General features: G+C 67.6%; 23 protein-coding genes. 13 read left to right on the forward strand and 10 right to left on the reverse strand.

Annotated elements, in window-relative coordinates:
- Positions 1–23: 23 nt before the first annotated feature.
- The gene (locus AC0J5J_RS00600) at positions 24–1,640 is read right to left on the reverse strand and encodes an isocitrate lyase (RefSeq protein WP_134422467.1); all 1,617 of its coding nucleotides are present in this window, start codon (positions 1,638–1,640) and stop codon (positions 24–26) included.
- 325 nt (positions 1,641–1,965) lie between these two features.
- Between AC0J5J_RS00600 and AC0J5J_RS00605 the strand changes: the two genes are divergently transcribed.
- Positions 1,966–2,682, forward strand: a complete 717-nt coding sequence (locus AC0J5J_RS00605; protein ID WP_474898954.1) for a TVP38/TMEM64 family protein — start codon at positions 1,966–1,968, stop codon at positions 2,680–2,682.
- Here the strand turns inward: AC0J5J_RS00605 and AC0J5J_RS00610 are convergent, their stop codons facing one another.
- A complete protein-coding gene (locus tag AC0J5J_RS00610; protein ID WP_474898956.1) occupies positions 2,683–4,116 on the reverse strand; it encodes a dihydrolipoyl dehydrogenase family protein in 1,434 nt (477 codons plus the stop codon).
- 89 nt (positions 4,117–4,205) lie between these two features.
- Here AC0J5J_RS00610 and AC0J5J_RS00615 point away from each other — a divergent pair, with 89 nt between their 5' ends.
- A complete protein-coding gene (locus tag AC0J5J_RS00615) occupies positions 4,206–4,583 on the forward strand; it encodes a rhodanese-like domain-containing protein (RefSeq protein ID WP_134422471.1) in 378 nt (125 codons plus the stop codon).
- Between the two features lie 80 nt (positions 4,584–4,663).
- On the opposite strand, the gene AC0J5J_RS00620 is transcribed toward AC0J5J_RS00615, so the two are convergent.
- Positions 4,664–5,419 (reverse strand): DUF2202 domain-containing protein, encoded by a 756-nt coding sequence (locus AC0J5J_RS00620; protein WP_474898958.1) that lies wholly within the window; start codon positions 5,417–5,419, stop codon positions 4,664–4,666.
- A 151-nt stretch (positions 5,420–5,570) separates the two neighbouring features.
- Between AC0J5J_RS00620 and AC0J5J_RS00625 the strand changes: the two genes are divergently transcribed.
- Entirely contained in the window at positions 5,571–6,260 is a 690-nt protein-coding gene (locus AC0J5J_RS00625) for a response regulator transcription factor (RefSeq protein ID WP_134422473.1), read from the forward strand.
- 98 nt (positions 6,261–6,358) lie between these two features.
- Entirely contained in the window at positions 6,359–7,720 is a 1,362-nt protein-coding gene (locus AC0J5J_RS00630; RefSeq protein ID WP_474898960.1) for a sensor histidine kinase, read from the forward strand.
- Between the two features lie 20 nt (positions 7,721–7,740).
- On the opposite strand, the gene trxA is transcribed toward AC0J5J_RS00630, so the two are convergent.
- A complete protein-coding gene (gene trxA / locus AC0J5J_RS00635; protein ID WP_134422477.1) occupies positions 7,741–8,109 on the reverse strand; it encodes a thioredoxin in 369 nt (122 codons plus the stop codon).
- Positions 8,110–8,255: 146 nt separating this feature from the next.
- Between trxA and AC0J5J_RS00640 the strand changes: the two genes are divergently transcribed.
- Genes AC0J5J_RS00640 through AC0J5J_RS00655 form a run of 4 tightly spaced genes read left to right on the forward strand, consistent with a single transcriptional unit; the run spans position 8,256 to position 11,764 of the window.
- Positions 8,256–9,617, forward strand: coding sequence for an MBL fold metallo-hydrolase (locus AC0J5J_RS00640; protein WP_134422479.1), 1,362 nt, complete (start codon positions 8,256–8,258; stop codon positions 9,615–9,617).
- A gap of 4 nt (positions 9,618–9,621) precedes the next feature.
- On the forward strand, positions 9,622–10,686 hold the full coding sequence (locus tag AC0J5J_RS00645) for a HoxN/HupN/NixA family nickel/cobalt transporter (protein WP_474898962.1): 1,065 nt from the start codon (positions 9,622–9,624) through the stop codon (positions 10,684–10,686).
- The gene (locus AC0J5J_RS00650) at positions 10,686–10,994 is read left to right on the forward strand and encodes a rhodanese-like domain-containing protein (RefSeq protein WP_474898963.1); all 309 of its coding nucleotides are present in this window, start codon (positions 10,686–10,688) and stop codon (positions 10,992–10,994) included. The genes AC0J5J_RS00645 and AC0J5J_RS00650 overlap by 1 nt, the downstream gene beginning before the upstream one ends.
- Positions 10,991–11,764 (forward strand): sulfite exporter TauE/SafE family protein, encoded by a 774-nt coding sequence (locus AC0J5J_RS00655; RefSeq protein ID WP_134422485.1) that lies wholly within the window; start codon positions 10,991–10,993, stop codon positions 11,762–11,764. The genes AC0J5J_RS00650 and AC0J5J_RS00655 overlap by 4 nt, the downstream gene beginning before the upstream one ends.
- A 9-nt stretch (positions 11,765–11,773) precedes the next feature.
- On the opposite strand, the gene AC0J5J_RS00660 is transcribed toward AC0J5J_RS00655, so the two are convergent.
- The gene (locus AC0J5J_RS00660) at positions 11,774–12,070 is read right to left on the reverse strand and encodes a metal-sensitive transcriptional regulator (protein WP_134422487.1); all 297 of its coding nucleotides are present in this window, start codon (positions 12,068–12,070) and stop codon (positions 11,774–11,776) included.
- Between the two features lie 60 nt (positions 12,071–12,130).
- Between AC0J5J_RS00660 and AC0J5J_RS00665 the strand changes: the two genes are divergently transcribed.
- The gene (locus AC0J5J_RS00665; protein ID WP_474898965.1) at positions 12,131–12,685 is read left to right on the forward strand and encodes a hypothetical protein; all 555 of its coding nucleotides are present in this window, start codon (positions 12,131–12,133) and stop codon (positions 12,683–12,685) included.
- On the opposite strand, the gene AC0J5J_RS00670 is transcribed toward AC0J5J_RS00665, so the two are convergent.
- From AC0J5J_RS00670 to AC0J5J_RS00680, 3 genes are all read right to left on the reverse strand, one after another.
- Positions 12,628–14,628: a hypothetical protein gene (locus AC0J5J_RS00670; RefSeq protein ID WP_474898967.1), complete on the reverse strand. Its 2,001-nt coding sequence runs from the start codon at positions 14,626–14,628 to the stop codon at positions 12,628–12,630. The genes AC0J5J_RS00665 and AC0J5J_RS00670 overlap by 58 nt on opposite strands.
- Positions 14,629–14,653: 25 nt before the next feature.
- A complete protein-coding gene (locus AC0J5J_RS00675; protein ID WP_474898969.1) occupies positions 14,654–15,055 on the reverse strand; it encodes a VOC family protein in 402 nt (133 codons plus the stop codon).
- Positions 15,056–15,176: 121 nt separating this feature from the next.
- Positions 15,177–16,985, reverse strand: coding sequence for a DEAD/DEAH box helicase (locus tag AC0J5J_RS00680; RefSeq protein WP_134422495.1), 1,809 nt, complete (start codon positions 16,983–16,985; stop codon positions 15,177–15,179).
- A 55-nt stretch (positions 16,986–17,040) separates the two neighbouring features.
- Here AC0J5J_RS00680 and AC0J5J_RS00685 point away from each other — a divergent pair, with 55 nt between their 5' ends.
- Positions 17,041–18,729: a long-chain-fatty-acid--CoA ligase gene (locus AC0J5J_RS00685; RefSeq protein WP_134422497.1), complete on the forward strand. Its 1,689-nt coding sequence runs from the start codon at positions 17,041–17,043 to the stop codon at positions 18,727–18,729.
- A 117-nt stretch (positions 18,730–18,846) separates the two neighbouring features.
- The gene (locus AC0J5J_RS00690) at positions 18,847–19,701 is read left to right on the forward strand and encodes a hypothetical protein (RefSeq protein ID WP_474898971.1); all 855 of its coding nucleotides are present in this window, start codon (positions 18,847–18,849) and stop codon (positions 19,699–19,701) included.
- A 71-nt stretch (positions 19,702–19,772) separates the two neighbouring features.
- Here the strand turns inward: AC0J5J_RS00690 and AC0J5J_RS00695 are convergent, their stop codons facing one another.
- Positions 19,773–20,270: a DNA alkylation repair protein gene (locus AC0J5J_RS00695; RefSeq protein ID WP_474898973.1), complete on the reverse strand. Its 498-nt coding sequence runs from the start codon at positions 20,268–20,270 to the stop codon at positions 19,773–19,775.
- A gap of 72 nt (positions 20,271–20,342) precedes the next feature.
- On the opposite strand from AC0J5J_RS00695, the gene heR reads away from it, so the two are divergent.
- Positions 20,343–21,128, forward strand: coding sequence for a heliorhodopsin HeR (heR, locus tag AC0J5J_RS00700; RefSeq protein ID WP_474898975.1), 786 nt, complete (start codon positions 20,343–20,345; stop codon positions 21,126–21,128).
- Positions 21,129–21,198: 70 nt separating this feature from the next.
- Here the strand turns inward: heR and AC0J5J_RS00705 are convergent, their stop codons facing one another.
- On the reverse strand, positions 21,199–22,500 hold the full coding sequence (locus AC0J5J_RS00705; protein WP_474898976.1) for an HNH endonuclease signature motif containing protein: 1,302 nt from the start codon (positions 22,498–22,500) through the stop codon (positions 21,199–21,201).
- Positions 22,501–23,041: 541 nt separating this feature from the next.
- Between AC0J5J_RS00705 and AC0J5J_RS00710 the strand changes: the two genes are divergently transcribed.
- Entirely contained in the window at positions 23,042–23,887 is an 846-nt protein-coding gene (locus AC0J5J_RS00710; protein ID WP_134422509.1) for an NAD-dependent epimerase/dehydratase family protein, read from the forward strand.
- Positions 23,888–24,020: the final 133 nt, after the last annotated feature.

Consider the following 24,020-nt stretch of genomic DNA (forward strand, 5'->3'; position numbering starts at 1 on the left):
GGCTTCTTCTGGTGACGGCTCGGTTACGAGTGGCTGAGAGCCGGTTCCTCGAACTGGTTCATCGTGTTGTTCGTGCCGCCGGCCTTCAGTGCGGCCTCGCCGGCGAAGTACTCCTTGTGGTTGTCGCCGATGTCGGAGCCGGACATGTTCTGGTGCTTGACCGTTGCGATCCCCTCACGGATCTCGCGACGCTGCACGCCCTTGACGTAGGCGAGCATGCCCTGGTCGGCGAAGTAGCCCTTGGCCAGGTCGTCGGTGGACAGCGCGGCCGTGTGGTAGGTCGGCAGAGTGATGAGGTGGTGGAAGATGCCGGCCTCGGCCGAGCCGTCGCGCTGGAAGGTGCGGATGCTCTCGTCGGCGATCTGAGCGAGCTCGGTCTCGTCGTAGCTGACGCTCATGAGCTTGGCGCGGTCGTAGGCCGACACGTCCTTGCCCTCGGCGAGCATGTTGTCGTAAGCCTGCTGACGGAAGTTGAGGGTCCAGTTGAACGACGGGCTGTTGTTGTAGACCAGCTTCGCGTTCGGGATGACCTTGCGCACCTCGTTCATCATTCCGGCGATCTGGGCGACGTGCGGCTTCTCGGTCTCGATCCAGAGCAGGTCGGCGCCGTTCTGCAGCGACGTGATGCTGTCGAGCACGCAGCGGGCCTCGCCGGTGCCCTGACGGAACTGGAACAGGTTGCTGGCGAGACGCTTGGGGCGCAGCAGCTTGCCGTCGCGCTTGATGACGACGTCCCCGTTGCCCAGCTCGGCCTCGGTGATCTCGTCGACGTCGAGGAAAGAGTTGTACTGGTCGCCCAGGTCGCCGGGCTGGTACGTCACGGCGAGCTTCTGGGTCAGGCCGGCGCCGAGCGAGTCGGTGCGCGAGACGATGATGCCGTTGTCGATACCGAGCTCGAGGAACGCGTACCGCACGGCGTTGATCTTCGCGATGAAGTCTTCGTGGGGAACCGTGACCTTGCCGTCCTGGTGACCGCACTGCTTCTCGTCCGAGACCTGGTTCTCGATCTGGATGGCGCAGGCGCCGGCCTCGATCATCTTCTTGGCCAGGAGATACGTGGCCTCGGGGTTGCCGAAACCGGCGTCGATGTCCGCGATGATCGGAACGACGTGGGTCTCGTAGTTGTCGATCTGGTCCTGGATTGCGGCGGCCTTGGCGTCGTTCCCGGCGGTGCGGGCGCTGTCGAGGGCGGTGAAGAGCAGGTCCAGCTCGCGGGCGTCGGCCTGGCGGAGGAAGGTGTAGAGCTCCTCGACCAGCGCGGGAACGGCGGTCTTCTCGTGCATGGACTGGTCGGGAAGCGGGCCGAAGTCGCTGCGGAGGGCGGCGACCATCCAGCCGGACAGGTACAGGTAGCGCTTGTTCGTCGTCTTCAGGTGCTTCTTGATCGAGATCATCTTCTGCTGGCCGATGAAGCCGTGCCACACCCCGAGGGACTGAGTGTAGACGGAGGAGTCAGCGTCGTACTCGGCCATGTCTTTGCGCATGATGTCGGCGGTGTACTGCGCGATCTCGAGGCCGGTCTTGAAACGGTTCTGGGCACGCATGCGGGCGACCGACTCCGGGTTGATCGCATCCCAGCTGCTTCCGGCCGCGTTCTTGAGAGCTTCGACGGCCTTGGTGTCATCTTGATAGAGGGTCATGTGCATTCCTTCGACGTTGAATTGTGCAGAGCTGGTGTTGTGCAGGGCTTGACGTGCAGAGCGCTGGACGGCTGTTCCGGCGGCCCGTTTTCGGCTGCTACATGAAGACTGACGCAAGAACAGGGGCTCTTCTCCGGGATTCGGTGCAGAATTTTGGCGATTCTTCTTCTTTTGAGAAGAAATCCCCGTGCGGGCCGAATTGTGACCCGGAAGTAGCCGTCATGGACGGCTGGACGGGCGCAGACACAGCCGCCGCGGTCGAGACGGGGACTGCGCGACTAGGCTTGTCCGCGGAAGAAGTCATCTTTTTCGCCAGGAGGAACAGTTGAGCAGCCAGAGAGACGACCTCGAGGTTGCTCCGGATTCCCTTCCGGCCGCCGGAGCGGCTTTGAGGAGGGCGCACCACAGGGTGCTGACGCGACTCGTGGTGCTCGCGGTCTTCGTCGTCGTCGCGATCATCGTGGCGATCGTGGTGCCGGTGCCCGGCCCCGAGCAGATCCGCGCCATCGCCGACAGTGCCGGAACCGCGGGAGGCGTCGCTTTTCTCCTGGGCTATGCGGTACTCACGCTGACGCCGCTGCCGAAGAACGTCCTCGGCATGGCGGCCGGACTGACCTGGGGCTTCGCCGGCGGCTCACTGCTCGTCTACGCAGGCTCCCTGCTCGGCGCGACCCTTGCTTTCGTGATCGGACGCTCGCTCGGACGAGACGCGGTCGAACGTTTCACGGGGGCGCGGGTGGCCCGGGCCGACGAGCTGCTTCGCCGTCACGGACTCGCCACGGTGATCGGGGCCCGGCTCATCCCCGTGCTACCGTTCACCGCCATCAACTACGCCGCGGGCCTGACCGCCGTGCGGCGCGGTGACTACGCGCTCGGCACGGCCATCGGCATCATCCCGGGTACCCTCGCCTACGTCGCCCTCGGGGCCGTCGGGCTGGAACTGGGCTGGCCGTTCTGGATCGCCGTCGGCGTTCTCGGCGGCCTGACCGTGCTCGGATTGTTCCTCGCCCGCCGGGCGCGGCGCACCACCCACTCCCGGTGATCACCGCAGGCGTGCGCGCCGCAGCCGGCGCAGGGTGCGGGTCGCCGCCAGAAGGAAACCGGACTTGAGCCGGTGCCGTACATCGGCCACAGCCACGTTCCACAGGCCGTCGTTGTAGGTCGGGTAGGCGTGTGTCGTGGTCGCGATATCGCTCGTGGTCAACCGGTTCTTCACGGCCAGGGAGATCTCGCCGAGTGTTTCACCGGCTCGCGGACCCACCACGGTGCCGCCCAGCACCCGACCGCGTTTGTCCACGACCAGCTGGGTGTAGCCCTCCGTTTTCGCCTGCGTCACGGCCCGGTCGACCTGGTCGTGGTCGTGGGCGACGATGCGGTAGCCGCCGGCGGCAGCATCCGTGGACTGCAGGCCGACGGCACCCACTTCCGGGTGCGTGAACGTGACACGGGGAATCGCCGCACGGTCGAAGCGGCGGGTCAGGCCGAGGATCGCATTGGTGGCGGCGACGCTGGCGTTGACTCCGGCGATGTGGGTGAACTGGGGCAGGCCGGTGACGTCGCCGGCGGCCCAGACGCGCGGGTTGGACGTGCGCAGGCGAGCGTTGACGACGACGTTACCGTGGGAGTCGAGTCGCACGCCCACGCGCTGCAGTTCGAGGCCGGCCGTGTTCGGGCGGCGGCCCAGGGCCGCGAGCACCCGGTCGAACGGAACGGTGCCTCCGTCGCTGAGGGTGATCGTGCCGGAGCGGCGATCAATGGAGGAAACACCGCTCACGGTGGAGTTCGTCCGCACATCGACGCCGTCCGCGATGAGGGCGGCCTGGATGATCGCGCCGGCCCGTTCGTCCTCCCTGGGCAGGATGCGTGGCCCACGGTGCACAAGCGTCACTGTCGAACCCAGGCGGGCCATCGCCTGGGCGATCTCACAGCCGATCGCCCCGCCGCCGAGCACGACGAGTCGCGCGGGGAGGATGCGCAGGTCCCAGAAGGTCCCGCTGGTCAGCAGGTCGACCGCGCCGATTCCGGGAACGTCCGGCAGCGAGGGTGAGGCTCCGGTGGCGATCAGGGCCTGCCGGAACCGCAACTCGCGGCCATTCACATCGATGGTGTCGGGGCCGGTGAAGCGTGCCCGGCCGATCACCACCTCGATGCCGTCCCGTGCGAGCGACTCCGCGGAATCGACCGGGGCGATGACGTGCATGGCGGCCTGCACGTGCTCCATCACCCGGGCGAAGTCCACGACGACATCGCTGACGCTGACGCCGAGGCGCGCCGAGGCGCGCGCTGTTGTCGCGGCATCCGCAGCGGCGATGAGCGACTTGGATGGGACGCAGCCGGTCCACAGGCAATCCCCGCCGAGACGGTTGTCTTCGATCAGAGCTGCCCGCGCCCCGAAGTCGGCGGCGGTGCGGCTGGCCACGAGACCGGCCGTTCCGCCGCCGATGACGACCAGATCCCAGGCGTTCGTTTCCCTCATGACTGCGAGAGTAGACGGTCTCCCGGTGCCGGAGCCGGTTAAGTCGTCTGGGTGGTGCACAAGATACCCTAGGGGGTATATTGGGTAGCATGAAGAACCTCGTCGCAGCCCTCGTCCTGGCCGGTGCCGCCCTGTTCGGCCTCACCGCCTGCTCCGCCCCGGCGGCCCCCGCCGCTCAGTCGGCCATCTCCGCCGACGCCGTCGTGATCGACGTGCGCACCCCGGGGGAGTACGCCGCCGGGCACCTCGAGGGCGCGATGAACATCGACGTGCAGTCCTCCAGCTTCGACAGCCAGGTGTCGACACTGCCGACCGACGGCGACTACGTCGTGTACTGCCGGTCAGGCAACCGTTCGGCGGCCGCCGCGGCGCGTCTGGCCGATCTCGGGTTCACCTCGGTGACGGATGCCGGCGCCCTGTCCTCCGCCGCCGTCACCACGGGCCTCCCGGTCGTCACCACCCCGTAGTCCCCGCGGCATCCGCATCCGCATCCGTATACGGCGAAAGGCACCCACGTTCGTGGGTGCCTTTCGCCGTATGACGGCGCTTAGCCGCCGAAGGCGACGAGGTGCTTCTCCGAAGCGGCCAGCAGTCGCTCGTAGACTGTGAGCACATCGGGGGCGGTGACGTCCTCGTTCGCCGTCGTCAGATCGGCGATGTCGGTCTCCTCGACCGTGCGTCCGACCTCCATCGCGGCGTCCAGGCTGACCGAACCCTCGGCGAGCAGGGTGTCGTAGAGAGCCTGGGTGTCGTCGGTCACAAACTCGCCGGCCGCCAGTCCGACGGTCGGGTCGGTGAGCTCGTACCGTTCGAGCAGGATGCGCACGGCGTCCAGGTGCTTGGTTTCCGACTTGGCGATGCGGGTGAAGACCGTCGCGTCGTACTGCTCGTCGAATGCGACGTACAGGTCGTGCGCGAGCTTCTCTTCCTCGGCCATCGCCGCCAGCTCTGTCTTCTGGTCGTCCGTCAGGGTGCCGCTGGCCACGTCCGTGAGACCGGTGCCGCCGCCGGTTCCATCGCCGGCACCCATCTTCTGGCCGCCCATTTTCTGGCCTTTCATCTGCTGGCCGCCTGCCTGCTGGCCGTCCATCTTCTGGTCGCCCGTCTTCTGGCCCATTTTCTGGCCCATGCTGCCCTGGCCCTGGCCCTCGCCCTGGGCGTACGGCTGGCTGGTGTGCATGGGCTGACCGGCCTCCGGGGCGTCGGACGGACGGGCAACTGCGGCGAGTGTCGGCGTGGCGATGAGGGCAGCGACGACGGCCGCAGTGGTGATCGCCGAGGTGACGACGGTTCTCTTGTTCATGGTGTGCTCCTTGAGCTGGTGATTCGGCTTGTGGATCGTGCTGATTACAAGCTGCCGCCCCGGAGTGAAGGCGCTCTGCGGAGCGTGTGGAGATTGCGTGGAGAACGGGAGCGGCGGCATCCGTGCCCGGTCCGCGTCGTTAAGGTGAAGTATGGCCAACGTGCTGGTAGTCGAGGACGAGCGTGACATTCGTGATGTGCTGCGCCGCTATCTGGAGCGGGCCGGCTTCTCCGTGCTCACCACCGGGTCGGGTGCCGAGGCGCTGCGCCTGCTGGCCTCGGCCGATCTCGTGATCCTCGACCTCGGTCTGCCCGATATCGACGGCACGGATGTGCTCCGTGAGATCCACGCGCTGGGGAACCTCCCGGTCATCGTGCTCACCGCGCGCAGCTCGACCGATGATCGCATCCACGGACTCGAACTGGGTGCCGATGACTACGTGACCAAGCCCTTCAGCCCCGCCGAGGTCGTGCTGCGCGTGCAGGCGGTGCTGCACCGCTACAGCGGGGTGCCGGTCGAGCCCGGACCGGTGACCTACGGCCATCAGCGCCTGCGGATCGACGAGAGTGAGCACAAGGCCTGGCTCGACGGCGTTCTGCTCGACTTGACGCCCACCGAGTGGGGGCTCCTGGCCGCGGTGACGGCCGCACCCGGCCGGGTCTACTCACGGTATGAACTGGTCAACCGGGTGCGGGGTTACGAGTACGCCGGCTACGAGCGCACGATCGATTCCCACATCAAGAACCTTCGGCGCAAGCTCGGCCCCGACGGCGCCGACGTGGTGGAGACCGTGCTCGGCGTGGGCTACCGGCTCGGGTTGCGGCAGGACGATCCCCGATGAGCTCCGGCGATCAGAGTCCCGTCAATCAGAGTCCCGGCAATCAGAGTCCCGGCAATCAGAGTCCCGTCGGTCAGGTCCCGGGCGGTCACCGTCCTGGTTTGGGACTCGGGTCCCTTGGACGTCGTCTCCTGCTGGCGTTCGTGCTGGTGGCGGTCTCGTCGGTGCTCGTGCTCTCCGGGGCTGCCCTGGTCGGGGTGGATCGGGGCGTGCAGGTCGCGCAGCAGGACGACCGGGAACAGATCGCGGCTCGAGCGGCGGCAGCGGCCGCCGACGCGTACCGTCAGACCGGCGGATGGGAGAAGGTCGATCTGAGTCAGACCCTCTCCATCGCCGGCGTGGCATCCGCCCGCGTGGCCGTGCTGGATGCCGATGGTGAGACGCTCGCGTCCAGCGGCGCCGGCAACGGCAACGGCAACCCCGAGGGGCAGGGCGGGGGCCAGGGCCCCGGTCAGGGGGCCGGCCAGAGCGAGAATGTCGTCACCACGCCGATCCTCGTCGACGGCGCCGAGGTCGGTTCGATCCGAATCAACTTCGGGGGCACGGCCGGCACCCGGGTGATCGACGTGGCCTGGGCCTGGATCGCGGTGGCCGCCGCCGTCGCCCTGACCGTGGCGCTCGCCGCGAGCTGGCTGGTGACGCGGCTCCTGGTGCGCCCGATCCGCCAGATGACCGATGCCGCCCAGTCGTTCACGGCCGGGGACCGGCAGTCGCGTGTCTCCGGCCGGGCGCCGGGGGAGCTGGGCGAACTGTCGGTCGCGCTCAACGACATGGCGGACGCCGTGGTTCGTTCCGAGCGGGATCGCCGCAACATGACGGCCGACGTGGCCCACGAACTGCGCACGCCGCTGGCCGCGCTCCAGGCCGGACTCGAGGAACTGCGCGACGGGCTGGTCCAGCCCACGCCCGAAGGCCTCGCCGGACTGCACGACCAGTCCCTGCGGCTGGGACGGGTGGTGGCCGACCTGGCCGAACTGACCGCGGTCGAGACGGCCGGGCTGTCACTGCGCCTCGCATCCGTCGACCTGACGCAGGTCGTGCGGGAGGAGTCGACGGTGCGCGAATCGGAGCTGCGGGCGGCGGACGTGAACCTCACCGTCGATGTGGGCCGGCCCGTCCACGTGCGGGCCGATGCCGACCGCCTGCACCAGGCCGTCGGCAACCTGCTGGCCAACGCGGCCCGGTATTGCCGACCGGGAGACACGGTGAATCTGAGCGTCACCGCGGAAGGCGATCAGGCCGTGCTCAGGGTCGCCGACACCGGTCCCGGCATCCCCGCCGACGAGCTGCCGTACATCTTCGATCGGCTGTGGCGGGGTCGCGCCGCGGAGCAGGTTGCCGGGTCGGGGATCGGGCTGGCCCTTGTGCGCGAAATCGTGGGCAGTCACGGTGGAACGATCGAGGCGGCATCCGTTCTCGGGGCGGGGACCGTGATCACGATCCGACTGCCGGTCGACGCCTAGGGCGACGCCTCGGGCGACCTCTACGCGGTGGTCTCGCGGGCGGCGATGCTGGCGTGCACCTCGTCCATGTCGAGGCTGCGCACGGCGGTGATGACCTCTTCCAGGGAGGTGGCGTTCAGGGCGCCGGGCTGCGAGAACACGAGCACCTTGTCGCGGAAGGCCATCAGTGTGGGGATCGAACGGATGCCGGCGGCGGCGGCCAGGCTCTGCTCTGCCTCGGTGTCGACCTTGGCGAACACGATGTCGGGGTGCTTCTCGGACGCCGCGGTGAAGGTGGGCGCGAACATGCGGCAGGGGCCGCACCAGGCAGCCCAGAAGTCCACCAGCACGATGGAGTTGTCGGTGATGGTCTGGTCGAAGGTTTTCTCGGTGGTGTCAATGGTTGCCATGAGACCAGAATATACCCCATGGGGTATTTTGGTCAAGCGGCGACGAGGGCGGGTGATCGGTTGGCAGGTTGCACTCAGATACCCCTGGGGGTATCGTGTCCAACGTGCAATCCGATCCGCACGCATGACTTGGAGGACTTCGAACCATGGACGTTATCGTTATCGAAACCCCGCAGCTGGGAGACCGCAGCTATCTGGTGCATGACGGCGCCGTCGCGCTCGTCATCGACCCGCAGCGCGACACCGACCGCGTGGAGAACACGGCACGCGCGGCCGGGGTCACCATCACTCACGTCGCCGAGACCCACCTGCACAATGACTATGTGACCGGCGGTTTCGAACTCGCCCGGGTGCACGGCGCGAAATACCTGGTCAACGCCGCCGACCCTGTCACCTTCGAACGGGAGCCCGTCACCGACGGCCAGGTCATCCAGGTCGGCAACCTGAGCGTCACCGTGGTGGCCACGCCGGGTCACACCCACACGCACGTGTCCTACATCGTCAGCGATGGCACCGACGAGGCGGTCTTCTCCGGCGGCAGCCTGCTGTTCGGCTCGGTCGGACGCACCGACCTGGTGGCCGCGAGCGACACCGTCGGCCTCACCCACGACCAGTACGCCTCGGTGCGTCGACTCGTGCACGAGGCTGAGCACGACGCTGCCCTCTTCCCGACCCACGGGTTCGGGTCCTTCTGCTCCAGCGGCCCGGCAACCGGCGCCGGCGCATCCACCATCGGCGAGCAGATCACGGCGAACCATGCCCTGACCGACGCCGACGAGGAGCACTTCGTGCGCGACCTGATCGCCAATCTCACCGCGTACCCCTCGTACTACGCGCACATGGCCCCCGCGAACACGCAGGGTCCCGGCCCCGCAAACCTGCAGGTGCCGGAATCCCTCGACGCCGTCGAGCTCACCCGCCGCCTGGCCGAGGGGGAGTGGGTCGTCGACCTGCGCAACCGGGTCGCCTTCTCGAGCAACCACCTGCAGGGTGCCGTGAGCTTCGAATACGGCAACGGCTCGAACTTCACCACCTACCTGGGCTGGGTTCTGCCCTGGAATGAGCAGCTCACGCTCGTGGGCGACCGGGCGGATGTCGAGGACGCCATCCGCGACCTGTCGCGCATCGGCATCGACTCCCCGGATGCCGCCATCGGCACCGAGCCGCACGCCCTGGCGCCGGACGCCCCGGTCGCGTCCTACCCGCGCGTGGGCTGGGACGGACTGCTGATGGGCCGGGCCGAGGCCGACGTTCTGCTGGACACGCGCCGCATCGACGAATTCGCCGCGTCCCACCTGCTCGGTGCGGTGAACGTGCCGTTGCACGAACTGCTCTCCCGGATGGGTGAGATCCCGGCCGGGAAGATCTGGGTGCACTGCGGTTCCGGCTACCGGGCCGGCGTCGCCGCCAGCCTGCTGCAGCGCGCCGGGCGCGACGTGGTGCACGTCGACGGGAACTTCGACCAGGCCGCGGCCGCAGGCCTCACCCTGGCCGAACTGACCGTCTAACCCCATGACGGGGAAGCGAACGGCCGTCCACCCGGCCGAGAAGCGCAGTCTTCTCGGCATGGGTGCCGCCGTGGTGACCCTGCACGTGGTCGGCTGGGGCACCCTGTTCCTGCTGGTGCTGCCGCAGCTCTCCGGTGCTGGCGGCAACACCGCGGTCATGCTCGGCCTGGCCGTCAGCGCTTACCTGCTGGGGGTGCGGCACGCCTTCGACGCCGACCACATCGTCGCGATCGACAACACCACCCGTCGCCTGGTCGCGGCCGGCCGTCGCCCGGTGTCGGTCGGGTTCTGGTTCGCCCTCGGGCATTCGTCCGTCGTCGTGGTGTCCGTGGTGCTGCTGGTGCTCGGCATCAATGCCTTCGCCGGCAGCCTTGCGGATGACGGCTCCGCCCTTCGGCAGATCACGGGCGTGTGGGGTGCCGCCGTCTCCGGCGTCTTCCTGATCCTGATGGGCGCGCTCAATCTGTCCTCTCTGCGGGGGCTGCGGCAGGTGGTGAAAGACGTGCGGTCCGGACGCTTCGTGCAGAGTGAGCTCGACGGGCACCTGGACAATCGCGGCGTGATCAACCGGCTGCTCCGGCCGCTGTCCCGTTTCGTGGACCGGCCGTGGAAAATGCTGCCGATCGGTCTGCTCTTCGGTCTCGGTCTCGATACCGCTGCCTCGATCAGCCTCTTCGTCTTCGCCGGGGTGCTCACCCCGGGGCTGCCCTGGTATGCGGCCCTGGTTCTCCCCGTCGTCTTCACCGCCGGCATGACCCTGTTCGACAGCGCGGACGGGATCCTGATGAACCACGTCTACCAGTGGGCCGCCACCGACCCGCTGCGGAAGGTCTATTACAACCTGATCGTCACCGGCGTATCCGTTTTCGTCGCGTTCTTCGTCGGCGGGATGGGCCTGATGTCCATGCTCACCGACCTCGGAATCGGCGGTGGCGCGCTCGACTCACTCGCCGCCGTCGACCTCACCTACCTGGGAGTGGTCCTGTTCGGCGTATTCGCGCTCGGCGGGCTTCTCCTGGTTCTCTGGAGGCGCTTCCGCCCCAACCTGTCCCTGGAAAGGAACCCATAATGGAACTCACCCCGCAGCAGGTCTTCGGCCGCCTGGCCGAGGCTCAGATCGTTGATGTTCGGGAGACCCCGGAGCTTCGGGGCGGCATGATCGCCGGGGCCCGGCACATTCCGCTCAGCACGATTCCGGACAACACCGCCGCTCTGGACCGGAACCGGCCCGTGATCCTGGTCTGTCACAGCGGGCGTCGCAGCGCCAGCGCAGCCGACTACCTGGCTGCCGCGGGATTCGACGCGCACACGATGACGGGCGGCATGCTCGAGTGGACCGCCGAGCGGCTGCCCACTGTCCTGCCCCAGCACCCGTGATCGTCGCAGCCCTCGTTCTGGGCCTCGTCGTCGGGGCGCTGCTCGGCCTGGTCGGCGGCGGCGGGGCGATCATCGCTGTGCCGGCCCTCGTCTACGGGGTCGGGATGCCGTTGGACGAGGCGATCCCGACCTCCCTGATCGTGGTCGGAGCAGCCTCCGCCGTTGCCGTGCTGCCGCGGCTTCGTCGGGGCGTCAACTGGCGCCTGGCCCTGATCGTCGGCTCCGCCGGTGTGGCCACGGCCTACCTGGGCACGATGGTCAATCGGCTGCTCGACCCCGGCGTTCTGCTGCTGGTTTTTTCCGTGATCATGGTGATCGCCGGCATCCGGATGTTCCTGCCGATCCGGGCCGGAGGGGGACCCTGTGCGCTGCCCGGTGGTGGCGTCAAGTGGCGCAGCTGCCTGCCCCGGGCCCTCGCCACGGGCGCGGTGGTCGGTTTCCTGACCGGTCTGCTCGGCGTCGGTGGTGGTTTCCTCATCGTGCCCGCGCTCACCCTGGTGCTCGGGCTGCCGATGAGTGTGACCGTGGGAACCTCGCTGGTCATCATCGTGATCAACTCGATCGCCGGGTTCACCGCACACCTGGGCGCGGTGGAGATCGACTGGGCCGTGACCGCCGCGTTCGCCGCGACGGCCATGGCGGCGTCACTGATCGCCGGCCGGATCGCCCGCGGCCTGTCGGACACGGTGCTGAAACGCGGATTCGCGGTTCTCGTGCTGATCGTCGCGGTCTACGTGGCCGTGCAGGCCGTGATCGCGTTGTCCGCGTAGGACCGCCGTCTAGGACAGCGCCAGGAACAGCTTCTCGAGTTCCTCCACCCGGAGGGACTTCTTGCCTCCGGTGTTGTCCGGGTCGGTGCCCGGCTGGTCGGCGAGGCACTCCTTCATGGCGGAGGAGATGATCGTGAAGCCGGCCCGGTCGATGGCGCTGGAGACGGCGGCGAGCTGGGTGACGACCGCGCGGCAATCGGCACCGGATTCGACGGCGGAGATGACCGCGGCGAGTTGCCCCTGGGCACGCTTCAACCGGTTCACGGTCTTGCGCAGATCGTCCTGCTTCGTCGGTTCTGGCTTCATGTGTATAAAATACCCCATGGGGTATAAACTCTCAATCGCAATCAAGGAATCAGTCAGACCATGAGAATTTCAGGAATGCTCACCGAGCTGCGCACCTGGCCGGGCCGCCGACGGATGATCGCCGCCGGCGTCGCCGTGACGGTGTTCGCCGGGCTCACGGTCGCCTCGGGCTCCGCGGCCGTGGTCGCGGCATCGCCGGTGTTCCCCGGTGCGTGGTGGGCCTACCTGGTCACGGCCGTCGGGGCCGGTCTGATCGGACTGGTCGTCGCCAGCTATTTCGACGCCCCGATCGGCGGGGAGGCCACCCGGTGTGACGTGCGCTGGCCCGTGCTCGGTCTGATCGCGCTCTTCCTCACCACCGAACTGCGTGAATCCGTGCCACTCATCTCTTCGGGCGTGCGCCCGGTGGTCGCCGTCGCCGCGCTGGCACTCCTCCTCTGGGCGCTGCTCGAGCGGCTGGGGAGTGAGCACCGTGCCGTCGCCGGCCGCAGCGCGGGCAGCGAGGACGGCGAGGTCTGCACGACCTGCAAGCCGCTGTTCCCGGCACCGCGGAGGAGTCAGGGAACCAGCGAATCCACCCAGCCGGCCACGCGCAGGAACTCGAATCCCTCATAGTGGAACCGGCGGTCCAAGGCGCGGAAGACCTTGGCGCTGAGCAGATCGCGCTCCTGCTCGCTCAGCCTGCCGAGTTCCTCCGCGCTGAGAATCCCCTCCGCGATGATCTCAGACACGAGCTCCACCTTGTACTGGGTGAGCAGCACCTCGGCCCACGGCAGAAGCGACAGGATCTCCGTGCGATTAGCCAGTTCTGAGACGCCCAGCATCGCCAGCGTCTGCAGCCGCCCTGCCCCCAGGTAGTCGCCGAGCTCAGCCCGGCTTCCGACGAAGGTCGCCAGATGGAGCGGGCTGGTGATCCCCACTCCGGCGAACCGGGTGCGGTAGGGCTGCAGCGGCTCCAGGTCCCAGAAATCGGTGCGGGGCTGACCCGCCAGCTTCTGAAAACGGGAATCGGCGTGCAACTGGGTGAGCATCGGGTCCTTCCAGACGAAGGACCGCGCCCGCGGAGCGATCATCGCGTACTCGAGATGCCCCAGGGCGAGCTCGCGCAATTCCGCCTTCCGGGTCGGGTTCGTCTGTTCCTGACTCTGGGCGTAGAACATGCACCCCAGGTCGTAGCGCACCCACGGCGAGGCGGAAATGCCGGCCTCCTTGATGCGTCCGCCGATCTCGAGCAGGTCCTGCGTGCCGCCCAGCGCCACATAGCCGGTGGCGGCCACGAGACGCATCTTCTGCTTGAGCAGGGAGACCTCGCCCTGCTCCGCGTCCCGTTCGCCTGCGCCGGCATCGATCAGGCGCACGAGTTCGAGGGCGCTCTCCCGCGCCCGGTTCGCATCAGGGCTGGTGCTGATGTCGGCGGGATGGTCGGCGACGGAGACGAGGTTCTCGACCGTGATCACGTAGTTCAGGAGCACACGCTGGTAGTGCAGGGTGAAGTCCGCATTCTGCGTGGGGGAGTGCTCCGATTCCAGGTGCGCCGCCTCGGCGCTGAGCCAGTCCGCATAGCGCCGGAGTTCGTCGAACTCGGTGCCGTAGCGGTGCAGGCGGTACTGCAGCATGAGACTGGCCGGATGATTGCCGGGGTCCAGATCCACCGCGTGGCTCAGAACGGCGATGGCGCGGGCGTCGCTGTCGTCGTCGCGCAATTCGGTGGAGGCCACGAAGTGGAGGCCCAGGGAACGCCACGATCCCGTGCCGGCCAGACCCTGGACATCCGTGTACTGCGTGGACAGGACCATGAGTGCGAACGCCGCAACGAACTTGTCGAGATCCACGTGGTCTCCACCGTCCAACCGGGACAGTCCCAGGTCCAAGCGGTTGATGGTCGCCGCATCGATCTGCCGGCCGTGCCGGGACATGCTCACGGCGAGATTGTCCGAACTCGTCGTGTCGACCGACAGGCGCCAGGGCGTAGTTCCGATCACGAAGGTCGCGATGGCCTGCAGTGCGGCCAGCACCCTGTTGGGAACGACGCCCGACAGTGCGGCATCGGACAGGAACTCGACGTCGCTCCCGATGGTGAAATACAGTCCCTTGGGTCTGCTCCCGGCCAGCGTCGTCAACAGGACCATGACATTCCTGGTGTGCGTCTCGGCCGGTTGACCCGCAGCATCGCGCACCTCAACAGCAACCCTCCGGTCGGTGGCCAGGCCTCGGGAGAAGGCGACCACACCCGCGCCGATCATGATTGCACCAGGATAGGCCAGCACCCACACCACTCCGGGGCCTCCCGCGAACAACACGAACAGCGCCGAACCGCCGAGGATCAGTCCCAGTCCCCAGCCTTTCAGCCGATCGATCGTCTGCTGCCTGGTCTGGCCGCTCCACATCAGCGGCACGAACGCGAGGAGGCGGGCCAGGATCAGTGCCGCCAGCGCCAGGCCGAGGATGGCCAGGCCGGTGGACTGCAGCGGCGCCAGCCAGTTCGAGTAGAAGCCGTCCCAGCTCTCCGACCAGCGTTCGGCCCATGTGGCCTCCGCATTCTCAACTGCAGAGTGCATGACTATCTCCCGCCCTGAGCCCCCGTTACACGGATGCCGCAACAACGGCGAGCACGTTGCCGGCCGGGTCGGTGAACCAGGCGATTTCCGCCCGGTTCTCGTCGCCGCGCATGATGCCCTTCGCGTCGTTGGGCGGCATGTCGGCCAGGTCGTCGTCGCCGTAGATCTTCGTGGTCACGCCGCGGACGTTGAGCTCGTCAACCGTCTTCTCCACGTCGTCGGTCACGAAGTTGAGCACGGTGAAGGTCGCCGGAACGTGATCGGGCTTGGCGTAAATGAACACCTGCGCGCCGTTGCCGAGTCGCACCTCGAGGTTGCCCATCATGCCGTCCCGCACATCGAGGCCCAGGGTCTCGTCGTAGAAGCGCTTCGCCTTGTCGATGTCGTCCACGGAGAAAGAGCTGAAGGCGTCAGAACTGGTGAACATGGCAGTCTCCTTCGTCGGGAACCATTCGGTTCGCCTACGACGATTGCACGCTGCACCGGAGTCGCATAGCCCTACGGCGCACCGGGGAGCGGATGCCTCCCCGGTGCGCCGTAGGCGTTTACTAGTAGCTGCGCGGCTGGCGCGGCGGGCGCTCGGTGCGGCCCTCGCGGCGCACGGGTCCGCCGCCGTCGGCGCGGATCTCGATCAGCTTGCCGCTGATGCGGGTGTTCTCGAGACGTCCGAGAACGTCGCCGGGCATATCGGCCGGCAGCTCGACGAGCGAGTACTCCGGGTTGATCTGGATGTGACCGAAGTCCTCACGGCTCAGGCCACCCTCGTTGGCGAGAGCGCCGACGATCTGGCGCGGCTCCACCTTGTGGCGCTTGCCGACCTCAATGCGGTACGAGGCCATGGCCCGGTTGTTGTCGCGAGGGCGTCGTTCCACCCGCTCCACGCGTTCGCCACGTTCGCCGCGGTCGTCACGGCGGTCGCCACGACCGGCGTCGGCGCGAGCGCGCTCGGCACGGTCGCCGCGGTCGGCGCGCTCGGGGCGCTGCGCGCGGGCATCCGCCTGGGTGAGGAGCAGGGGAGTCTCACCCTGGGCGACGACCGCGAGGGCCGCCGCGACATCCGCTTCGGGCACGTCGTGGTGTGAGACGTAGTGGCCGATGATGTCGCGGAAGGCGCTGATCCGTTCGGACTGGCCGAGGGCCTCGGTGATGGCGTCGTCGAAGCGTGCCAGGCGGGTGACGTTGACGTCTTCGAAGCTCGGCAGCTGCATCTGCGTCAGCGGCTGGCGGGTCGCCCGCTCGATCGCATTGAGCAGGTGGCGTTCACGGGGCGTGACGAAGCTGATCGCTGCACCGCTGCGACCGGCGCGGCCGGTGCGGCCGATGCGGTGCACATAGGACTCGGTGTCGATCGGGATGTCGTAGTTGACGACGTGGCTGATGCGGTCGACGTCCAGGCCGCGCGCGGCGACATCCGTTGCGACCAGGATGTCCAGCTTGCCGGACTTGAGCTGGTTGACGGTGCGCTCACGCTGCACCTGGGCCACGTCGCCGTTGATGGCCGCCGCGGAGTAGCCGCGTGCGCGCAGCTTCTCGGCGAGAAGTTCGGTCTCATTCTTGGTGCGCGTGAAGACGATCATGCCCTCGAAGTTCTCGACCTCGAGGATGCGGGTGAGGGCGTCCACCTTCTGCGGGTACGACACCATCAGGTAGCGCTGGGTGGTGTTCGCCGAGGTCGTGGTCTTGTTCTTGATCGTGATTTCTTCGGGGTCGTTCAGGTACTTCTTCGAAATCCGTCGGATCTGGGCCGGCATGGTCGCCGAGAACAGGGCGACCTGCTTGTCGTCCGGGGTGTCGGCGAGGATCGTCTCAACGTCTTCGGCGAAGCCCATTTTGAGCATCTCGTCGGCTTCGTCGAGCACCAGATACTTCAGCTGCGACAGGTCGAGGGTGCCCTTTTCGAGGTGGTCCATGATGCGGCCGGGCGTACCGACGACGATGTGCACCCCGCGGCGCAGCGCGGAGAGCTGAACGCCGTAACCCTGTCCGCCGTAGACGGGGAGCACGTGCACGTTACGCATGTGGGCGCCGTACTTCTCGAAGGCCTCACAGACCTGGAGCGCGAGTTCACGGGTGGGGGAGAGTACGAGTGCCTGCGGGGTCTTCTGCGCCATGTCGAGGCGCGCGAGGATCGGAAGTGCGAACGCGGCAGTCTTGCCGGTTCCGGTCTGGGCGAGGCCGACGACGTCGCGCCCGGCGAGAAGCGGGGGGATGGTGGCGGCCTGGATGGCGGAGGGAGTTTCGTACCCCACGTCCTTGAGCGCCTTGAGCATCGCGTCATTGAGCCCGAGGTCGGCGAAGGTTGTCGTCTCGCGGGCAGTATCTGCCTCGCTCTGCGTGGTGGTGTCAGGGGTGTGCATACTACAACGGTAATCCATCGGAGAGCGCCCCCCGTTCGTGCGCGAAGATAAGAGCATGTCGACTACTGAGCAGCAGCCCTGGGTGAAGAACTATCAACCGGGTGTCCCGGCCGAAATCGACCTGCCCACGGAGTCCCTCGTTGCGATGCTCGAGCGCTCGGTGGCCGAGGCCGGCGACCACCCGGCGCTGGAATTCTTCGGGCGCCGCACGACCTACACCGAGCTCGGCGACCAGGTCGACCGGGCTGCGGAAGGTCTGCGCCAACTCGGCGTTCGGGCGGGGGACCGGGTGGCACTGATCCTGCCGAACTGCCCCCAGCACGTTGTCGCCTTCTACGCGGTGCTGCGCCTGGGCGGTGTCGTGGTGGAACACAATCCGCTCTACACCTCCCGCGAGCTCCGCCACCAGTTCGAAGACCACCAGGCCCGTGTCGTGATCGCCTGGGACAAGTCCGTGGCATCCGTGCGCGCCTTTCCGGCCGACGTCGAGATCGACCACATCGTCTCCGTCAACCTGCTGGCGGCGTTCCCGGCCATCAAGCGCCTGGCCCTGCACCTGCCGGTGAAGAAGCTGCGCGAGTCCCGCGAGGCGCTCTCGGGTTCCGCGCCGGGCACCATCCCCTGGAAGGACCTGCTCAGCCACGCCCCGATCGACCCCGAGCACCCGCACCCGTCGGTCGACGACCTGGCGGCCCTGCAGTACACCTCGGGCACCACCGGGCAGCCCAAGGGCGCCATGCTCACCCACTTCAACCTGTATTCCAACGCCCTTCAGGGCGAGGCGTGGATGCACGGGGCCGAGTACCGCAAGGAGATCTTCTACGCGATCCTGCCCATGTTCCATGCCTTCGGCATGACTCTGTACCTGACCTACGGCATCCGTAAGCAGGGCCTGCTTGTTCTCTTCCCCAAATTCGATCCCAACCTGATTCTCGACGCCATGAAGAAGTCGCCCGCGACGGTCTACTGTGCGGTGCCGCCGATCTACGAGCGCACGGCCGTGGTCGCTAAGGAGCGCGGGATTTCGCTGCGCTCCTGCAAATACTGCATCTCGGGCGCCATGAACCTGCCCGACCACGTCGTGGAACTGTGGGAATCGGTTTCAGGCGGGCTCCTGGTGGAGGGCTACGGCATGACAGAGTCCTCGCCGGTGGCGCTCGGCAACCCGTTCCACCCCACCCGCCGTCCCGGAACGGTGGGAGTGCCGTTCCCCTCCACCCTGATGAAGGTCGTCGACCTGGACGACCCCACCACCCTGGTGGCGCCGGGTGAGCCCGGTGAGTTGTTGTTGAAGGGACCGCAGGTCTTCCAGGGCTACTGGAACAATCCGGAGGAGACCGCGAAAACCCTCCTGCCGGGTGGCTGGCTGCGCACCGGTGACATCGTGACCGTCGACGCCGACGGCTTCACCACGATCGTGGACCGGGCCAAGGAACTCGTGATCACCGGCGGCTTCAACGTTTCGCCCTCGGAGGTGGAGGCGGTGCTGCGACTGCACACGGATGTCGTCGATGCGGCCGTCATCGGCAAGACTCTCGAACGGGGCGGGGAGATGGTCGTCGCGGCGGTCGAACTCAAGCCCGGGGCGGCACTCGACGAGGAGGGGTTGCGGGCGCACTGCCGCGATCAGCTCGCCGCGTACAAGATCCCGCGACGGATCGTGAAGGTCGAGGAGATGCCCCGCTCGATGCTGGGCAAGATCCTGCGCAAGCAGGTGCGCGAGCAGGTTCTGCCGCTGCTCTGAGTCGGCGCTGGTCGGTGGCCGGCATACCTCAGCCGACGTGCGATTTTTCGGGGGGCACTCGTACTGGGGGTGCCATTGCGTCTGAATGGATCCTTTCCCTGTGGAAACGTCTTAGACATGTCCATTTCACAGCCGCCCGCAGCGCCGGCACAGCAGAATTCAGTCCCGCCCTACATCTCCGACAGCCCTACCCCCGTGAAGACCCGCAACGGTCTCGGCCTCTCGGCTCTGATCGTCGGCCTCGTGGCGCTGGTGTTCGCCTTCATCCCGGCCATCAGCATGGTGGCCGGCTTCATCGGCTTCGTCGGCCTGGTCCTCGGCGTTATCGCCATTTTCCGTAAGGGGAGGTCGCGGGGGGTCGCGATCGCCGGAACCGCGGTTTCGCTTGTTGCGATCATCGCTGCGATCATCATGTCCATTGTTTACGCGGCCGTCTTCATCTCCGCCGTCGATGATGCGATACAGAGCGACGCCAGCGTTTCGGAATCCACCGACGCCGCAGCCGGTGACGCAGCGGAACCCGCTGAGGCGGGCGACGTGGGCACACGTGCCACACCGGCCCCCTTCGGGTCGACGATAACCATTGAAGAGTTCGGTACTCCGACGTGGGAGGTTACTCTCGGTGCTGCCACGTTGAACGCGTTGGATCAGGTCAAAGCGGCGAATGAGTACAACCCCGACCCGCAGGCGGGAAACGCTTATGCGATTGTTCCCGCGACGGTGAAGTACATCGGAACGGAATCCGGTAACCCGAACTTCAGCCTCGATTTCACTTACGTGTCCGCTGATGGTCTTTCTTACGATGACGCATACGTCATCATGGACGGCCAGATGTCGGATGTCGCTGATCTGTACACGGATGCCAGCGCAACCGCGAACCTGATTATCGAGGTGCCCGCGACCGCGCCGGAGGCAGGCCTTTGGGCCGTGTCCTACATCGGCGGCGACCCGGTCTTCGTTGCCCTGCAGTAGTTAGTTCGAGCACTACTTCGAGGGAGGTCCCGGTTCGCCGGGACCTCCCTCTTCGGTCCGGGTTCGCGCAGTCAGAGGTGCGGCTCGGATCGCCCTGTCGCCAGGAGGGCGGCCCGGCGCAACCATCTGTCGGTGTCGCCGGCCCAGCGTTCGAGCACGGTCTCTGCCCGGGCCCGGCCCGGCGCATCCAGACGCTCCAGCAGCGGACCCACCACGTTGACCGCGAGCGGATCGACCAGTTCCCGCAGCCCGGCACTGCGCACGAAACCCTCGATCCGGGTCAGATCGGAGTTGTCCAGCCGGCGCACGTTCGATTGCAGGAGCACGACGGCCGCGAGTCGACGCTCGAAGACCGGCACCGCCCACAGCTCCGAGCACAGTGCCGTCACGTCGTCGTGCGTCAGGCCGGGATGCCGGCGGGCGACGTCCCGGATCGTGCCGCGCACCGCGCCGACCGAGGCACCGTAGAACTGCAGCTCGCTGCCCAGGCGGGCCTTGTCCGCCGCCGCCCGGTACGGGTCCCCTTCGGCCTGCAGGGTCGCGTCCACAAAGCTGCCGGCGTCACTCACCCCTTCATTCTCGCCCCTTCAACCACGCGTCTCCACGAGCCGTCGGCGCACCGAGGCCAGTACGCTGAACGCATGATGACGGCCCCCCAGAATTTCGTGACGGATGCCCAATTCACCCGCCTGCGTACCGTGAACCTCGTCGCCGGCCTGGTGCTCAGTGCACAGGCCGTTCTGGTCTCCGTGGTCGTCCTGGCCCGAAAAACCCCGGTGCTGCTGCCTGTCACGGCCGGGTTCCCCACAGGACCTGTCGGTGCCACGGCCGAACCGCAGTCCGTGGCGCTGGCCGACGTCGACCTTGGTCTGGCCGTCGTCATCCTGCTCGCGTTCTCCGCCGTCCTGCGGTTCACGTGGCTCCTGCCCGCGGTCGCCGGCTGGTACCGGAGCGGCCTTGACGCGGCACGCAACCCCCTGCGATGGGTCGAGTATTCGCAGGTTTCCGCGATCACCGTGTTCCTGATCGCCCAGCTGAACGGCGTCACGGAGGTCGGCACGCTGGTGGCGCTCTACGCGATCACGGCGGGCGCAACGCTCTTCCTGGCCCTGCAGGAGCGCGAACCAGCCGGCGGCTCGCTCCGGCCGTTCGTCTTCGGGGCCATGGTCGGCATCGTTCCGTGGGGCATCATCGCGTTCTACCAGATCGGTGCCGGCGTTCTCGGCGACGTTCCGGAACTTTTCGTGCGCACCGTCACCCTCGCGCTGCTCGCTGCGGCCACGCTCATCTGGGCCAACGCCTGGTTGGGCAGGAGAGGCCGTGGCGGGTGGGTGCATCCGCAGCGCCAGGAGATCGTCCAGATCACCCTGGTCACGCTCGGCACCACCCTGCTGGCCGGGCACGTGCTGTGGGGTGCGCTGCTCTAGCGTGAGGCGGGTGCAGGTGCGGGTGCGGGTGCGGGTGCGGGTGTGCCCGAGCCCGAGCCCGAGCCCGAGCCTAGAACGGTGCCGGTTCGTCTGACTCGGGCGGCCGCGTCTGCGGCTTCGCGGGTCGCGGTTGTTCCGGTGCACGGATGATCGTGGCCGGCTCACTGACGAACGTGCGCCCCGTCGGCGAGGTCCACTTCAACGCCCCGTCGGGCAGGTGCACGTAACTCCACCGGGTCTCCGATTTCAGTGCATGGTCGGCCGGGCAGAGGTGCGCAAGATTGTCGTGCGCGGTGATCCCTTCGAATTGCCAGTCGAGGGTGTGGTCGAGGTCGGAATGCGCCGCCGCGCGGCGGCAGCCCGGCCACCGGCAGGTTTCGTCCCGCACTCGCAGGTACCGTCTCAGGTGTTTCGGCACCTTGTACCGGGTGCGGCCGACAGACAGCACGACCCCGGTTTCCGGGTGGGTCAGGATTCGGATGAAGCTCGGCGCCCGGGCCGCGATCTCCCGGGCGGTGTCGGGGTCGATCGGCCCATACCCCTCCAAATGGCCGGGTTCCTCCGAGCGGCCGAGGAGGGTCATCACCGGGACCGTGACATGCACGGTGCCGCGGACACCTTTGCCGACACCCGACGCGGTGACCCCGTCGAGGATCAGGTCCGCGAAGGTGTCCGCCCGCAGCTGGGTGAGGGTGCGGGGCTCGTCGGGGGCCAGCAAGCTGATCCCCATCACGGTGATGCGGTCGTACGCTGCTTTCACTTTTTCTGCCGAGTCGACCCAGGACAGTGACGCCATCCCGTCGGCCTCGGGTTCGAAGACCACCCGCCGGTCGGCGACGGATTTCTGGTGCCGGGCGGTGATCGTTTCGGGGTGCAGCCGTTCCCGCAGCACGCGCGCCTTGTACTTCAGGTTCGCCACGGTCAGATGGGGTGCGGACTTCAGGAGGGCCTGTTCGAACCCGGGTAGTGCCTCCGCGGGCAGCGACCACGCCTGGTGCATGATCGCCTGCGCGTGCCGGTACGTGATCGACCCGGCCTGCAACGCGGCCCGCGTTGCCGGCAGGTCCTCCATCAGGGTCCGGCTTTCGGCGATCAGAGTCTCCGCCGAACGAACCGGCAGCCGCAGGGTGCAGGCCAGCTCGGTCACGAACTCCCGTTCGGCGATCATCGCGGCGTCCCACCGGGCGAGGGGCACCCCAGCGACCGGCGCAGCCCGCGCGGCCTGGGCCGCGCCGGCCTCGGCGCAGCGTCGCGCCTTATCGACCTGCGCGGCCAGGCGTGCGGCCACCCGTGCGGAGTCCGCCTGCGTCTCCCGGATGACGTCGAAGTGACGCCCGAGGGTTTGCTGCTGCTCGCTGTACGAGGTCTTCATGAGGGACACGTTACGGGCGACCACTGACATTCAGAGGCCCCGGCCGACACCCCGCGGCGCCCTGTGGATAACCCGATCAAACCCGGTTTGTGGAGGAGGAGAAGTGGTCACCGTGGGGAGGCGCGGGGCATCCGTCGCGGCGCCGGGCGCGGGCATCCGTCGTCACCTAACGGAGGAGATTTTCGCGAAACGCCGGTATTCGTGGCCGCCCGTGCGGCGTGTTGCGAAAATCTCCGCGATTGGCGCGACGACGGATGCCCAGGGGCGGCCTCCAGGCAGTGGCGCACCGGGTCTCGACAAGCTCGACCACCGGGGGGCTCGACCAACGGGGCTCGACCGCCGGGTCTCGACAGGCTCGACCACCGGGTCTCGACAGGCTCGACCACCGACAGGCTCGACCAACGGGTCTCGACAGGCTCGACCACCGGGTCTCGACAGGCTCGACCACCGCCGGGGCTCGACCGCCGGGGCCAGACCAGCGGCGGTGCAGTCGTAGGCTTGTTCTGTAGTTCCACGCACCGCCCACACAGAGGAGTCCCGCATGAAGATCGTTGTCACTGGTGGAAGCGGAAAGCTCGGCCGGACCGTGGTGAAGTACCTGGTCGCCGAGGGTCATGAGGTGCTGAACCTCGACCGGGACGGTGCCCGCAGCCACGATCTGGTCGTCGTGGACCTCACGGACTACGGCCAGGTCGTCGACGCGATCCTCGGTATCGACGACCGTCACTCCGGCTTCGACGCCATCGTGCACCTGGGCGCGATCCCGGCCCCCGGCCTGGTTCCGGACGTGGCCACGTTCCACAACAACATCCTCTCCACCTACAACGTGTTCCAGGCCGCCCGCCGTGCGGGCATCAAGAAGCTGGTCTACGCCTCCAGTGAGACCGTGCTCGGCCTGCCGTTCGACATCGACCCGCCCTACATTCCCGTGGACGAGGAGTACCCGGCCCGCCCCGAAAGCACGTACTCCCTGGTGAAGCACCTCGAGGAGACGATGGCGATCCAGCTCACCCGGTGGGACCCCGAACTCAGCATCACGGCGCTGCGCTTCTCGAACGTCAAAGACCCGGAGGACTACGCGGCCTTCCCCGCTTTCGACGCCGACGCCACCCTGCGCAAATGGAATCTGTGGGGCTACATCGACGGCCGTGACGGCGCCCAGGCCGTGTTGCGGGCACTGGAGAACGCGAAGCCCGGCTTCGAGGCGTTCATCATCGCCGCCGCCGACACCGTGATGAGCCGACCCAACGCCGAGCTGGCCGCCGAGGTTTTCCCCGGGGTGGAACTGCGGGAGGTCGGCCCGAACGACACGCTGCTCTCGATCGACAAGGCCCGACGGATGCTGGGCTACGCGCCCCTGCACAGCTGGCGCGACCACGTGGCGTAGCCGCCGCGCAGAGCGGGCCTGCGCCCGTTCGGACCCACCGGCGTTTTCGTGGTCCGCACTGGAACGGCCGGGCGTAGATAGAGTGGTCCCCGAGGCGTGTGCTGCGCCTCGGGGGCAGTGCAACGCATGTATA

This window comes from Cryobacterium sp. TS_SC_7 (assembly GCF_056156285.1).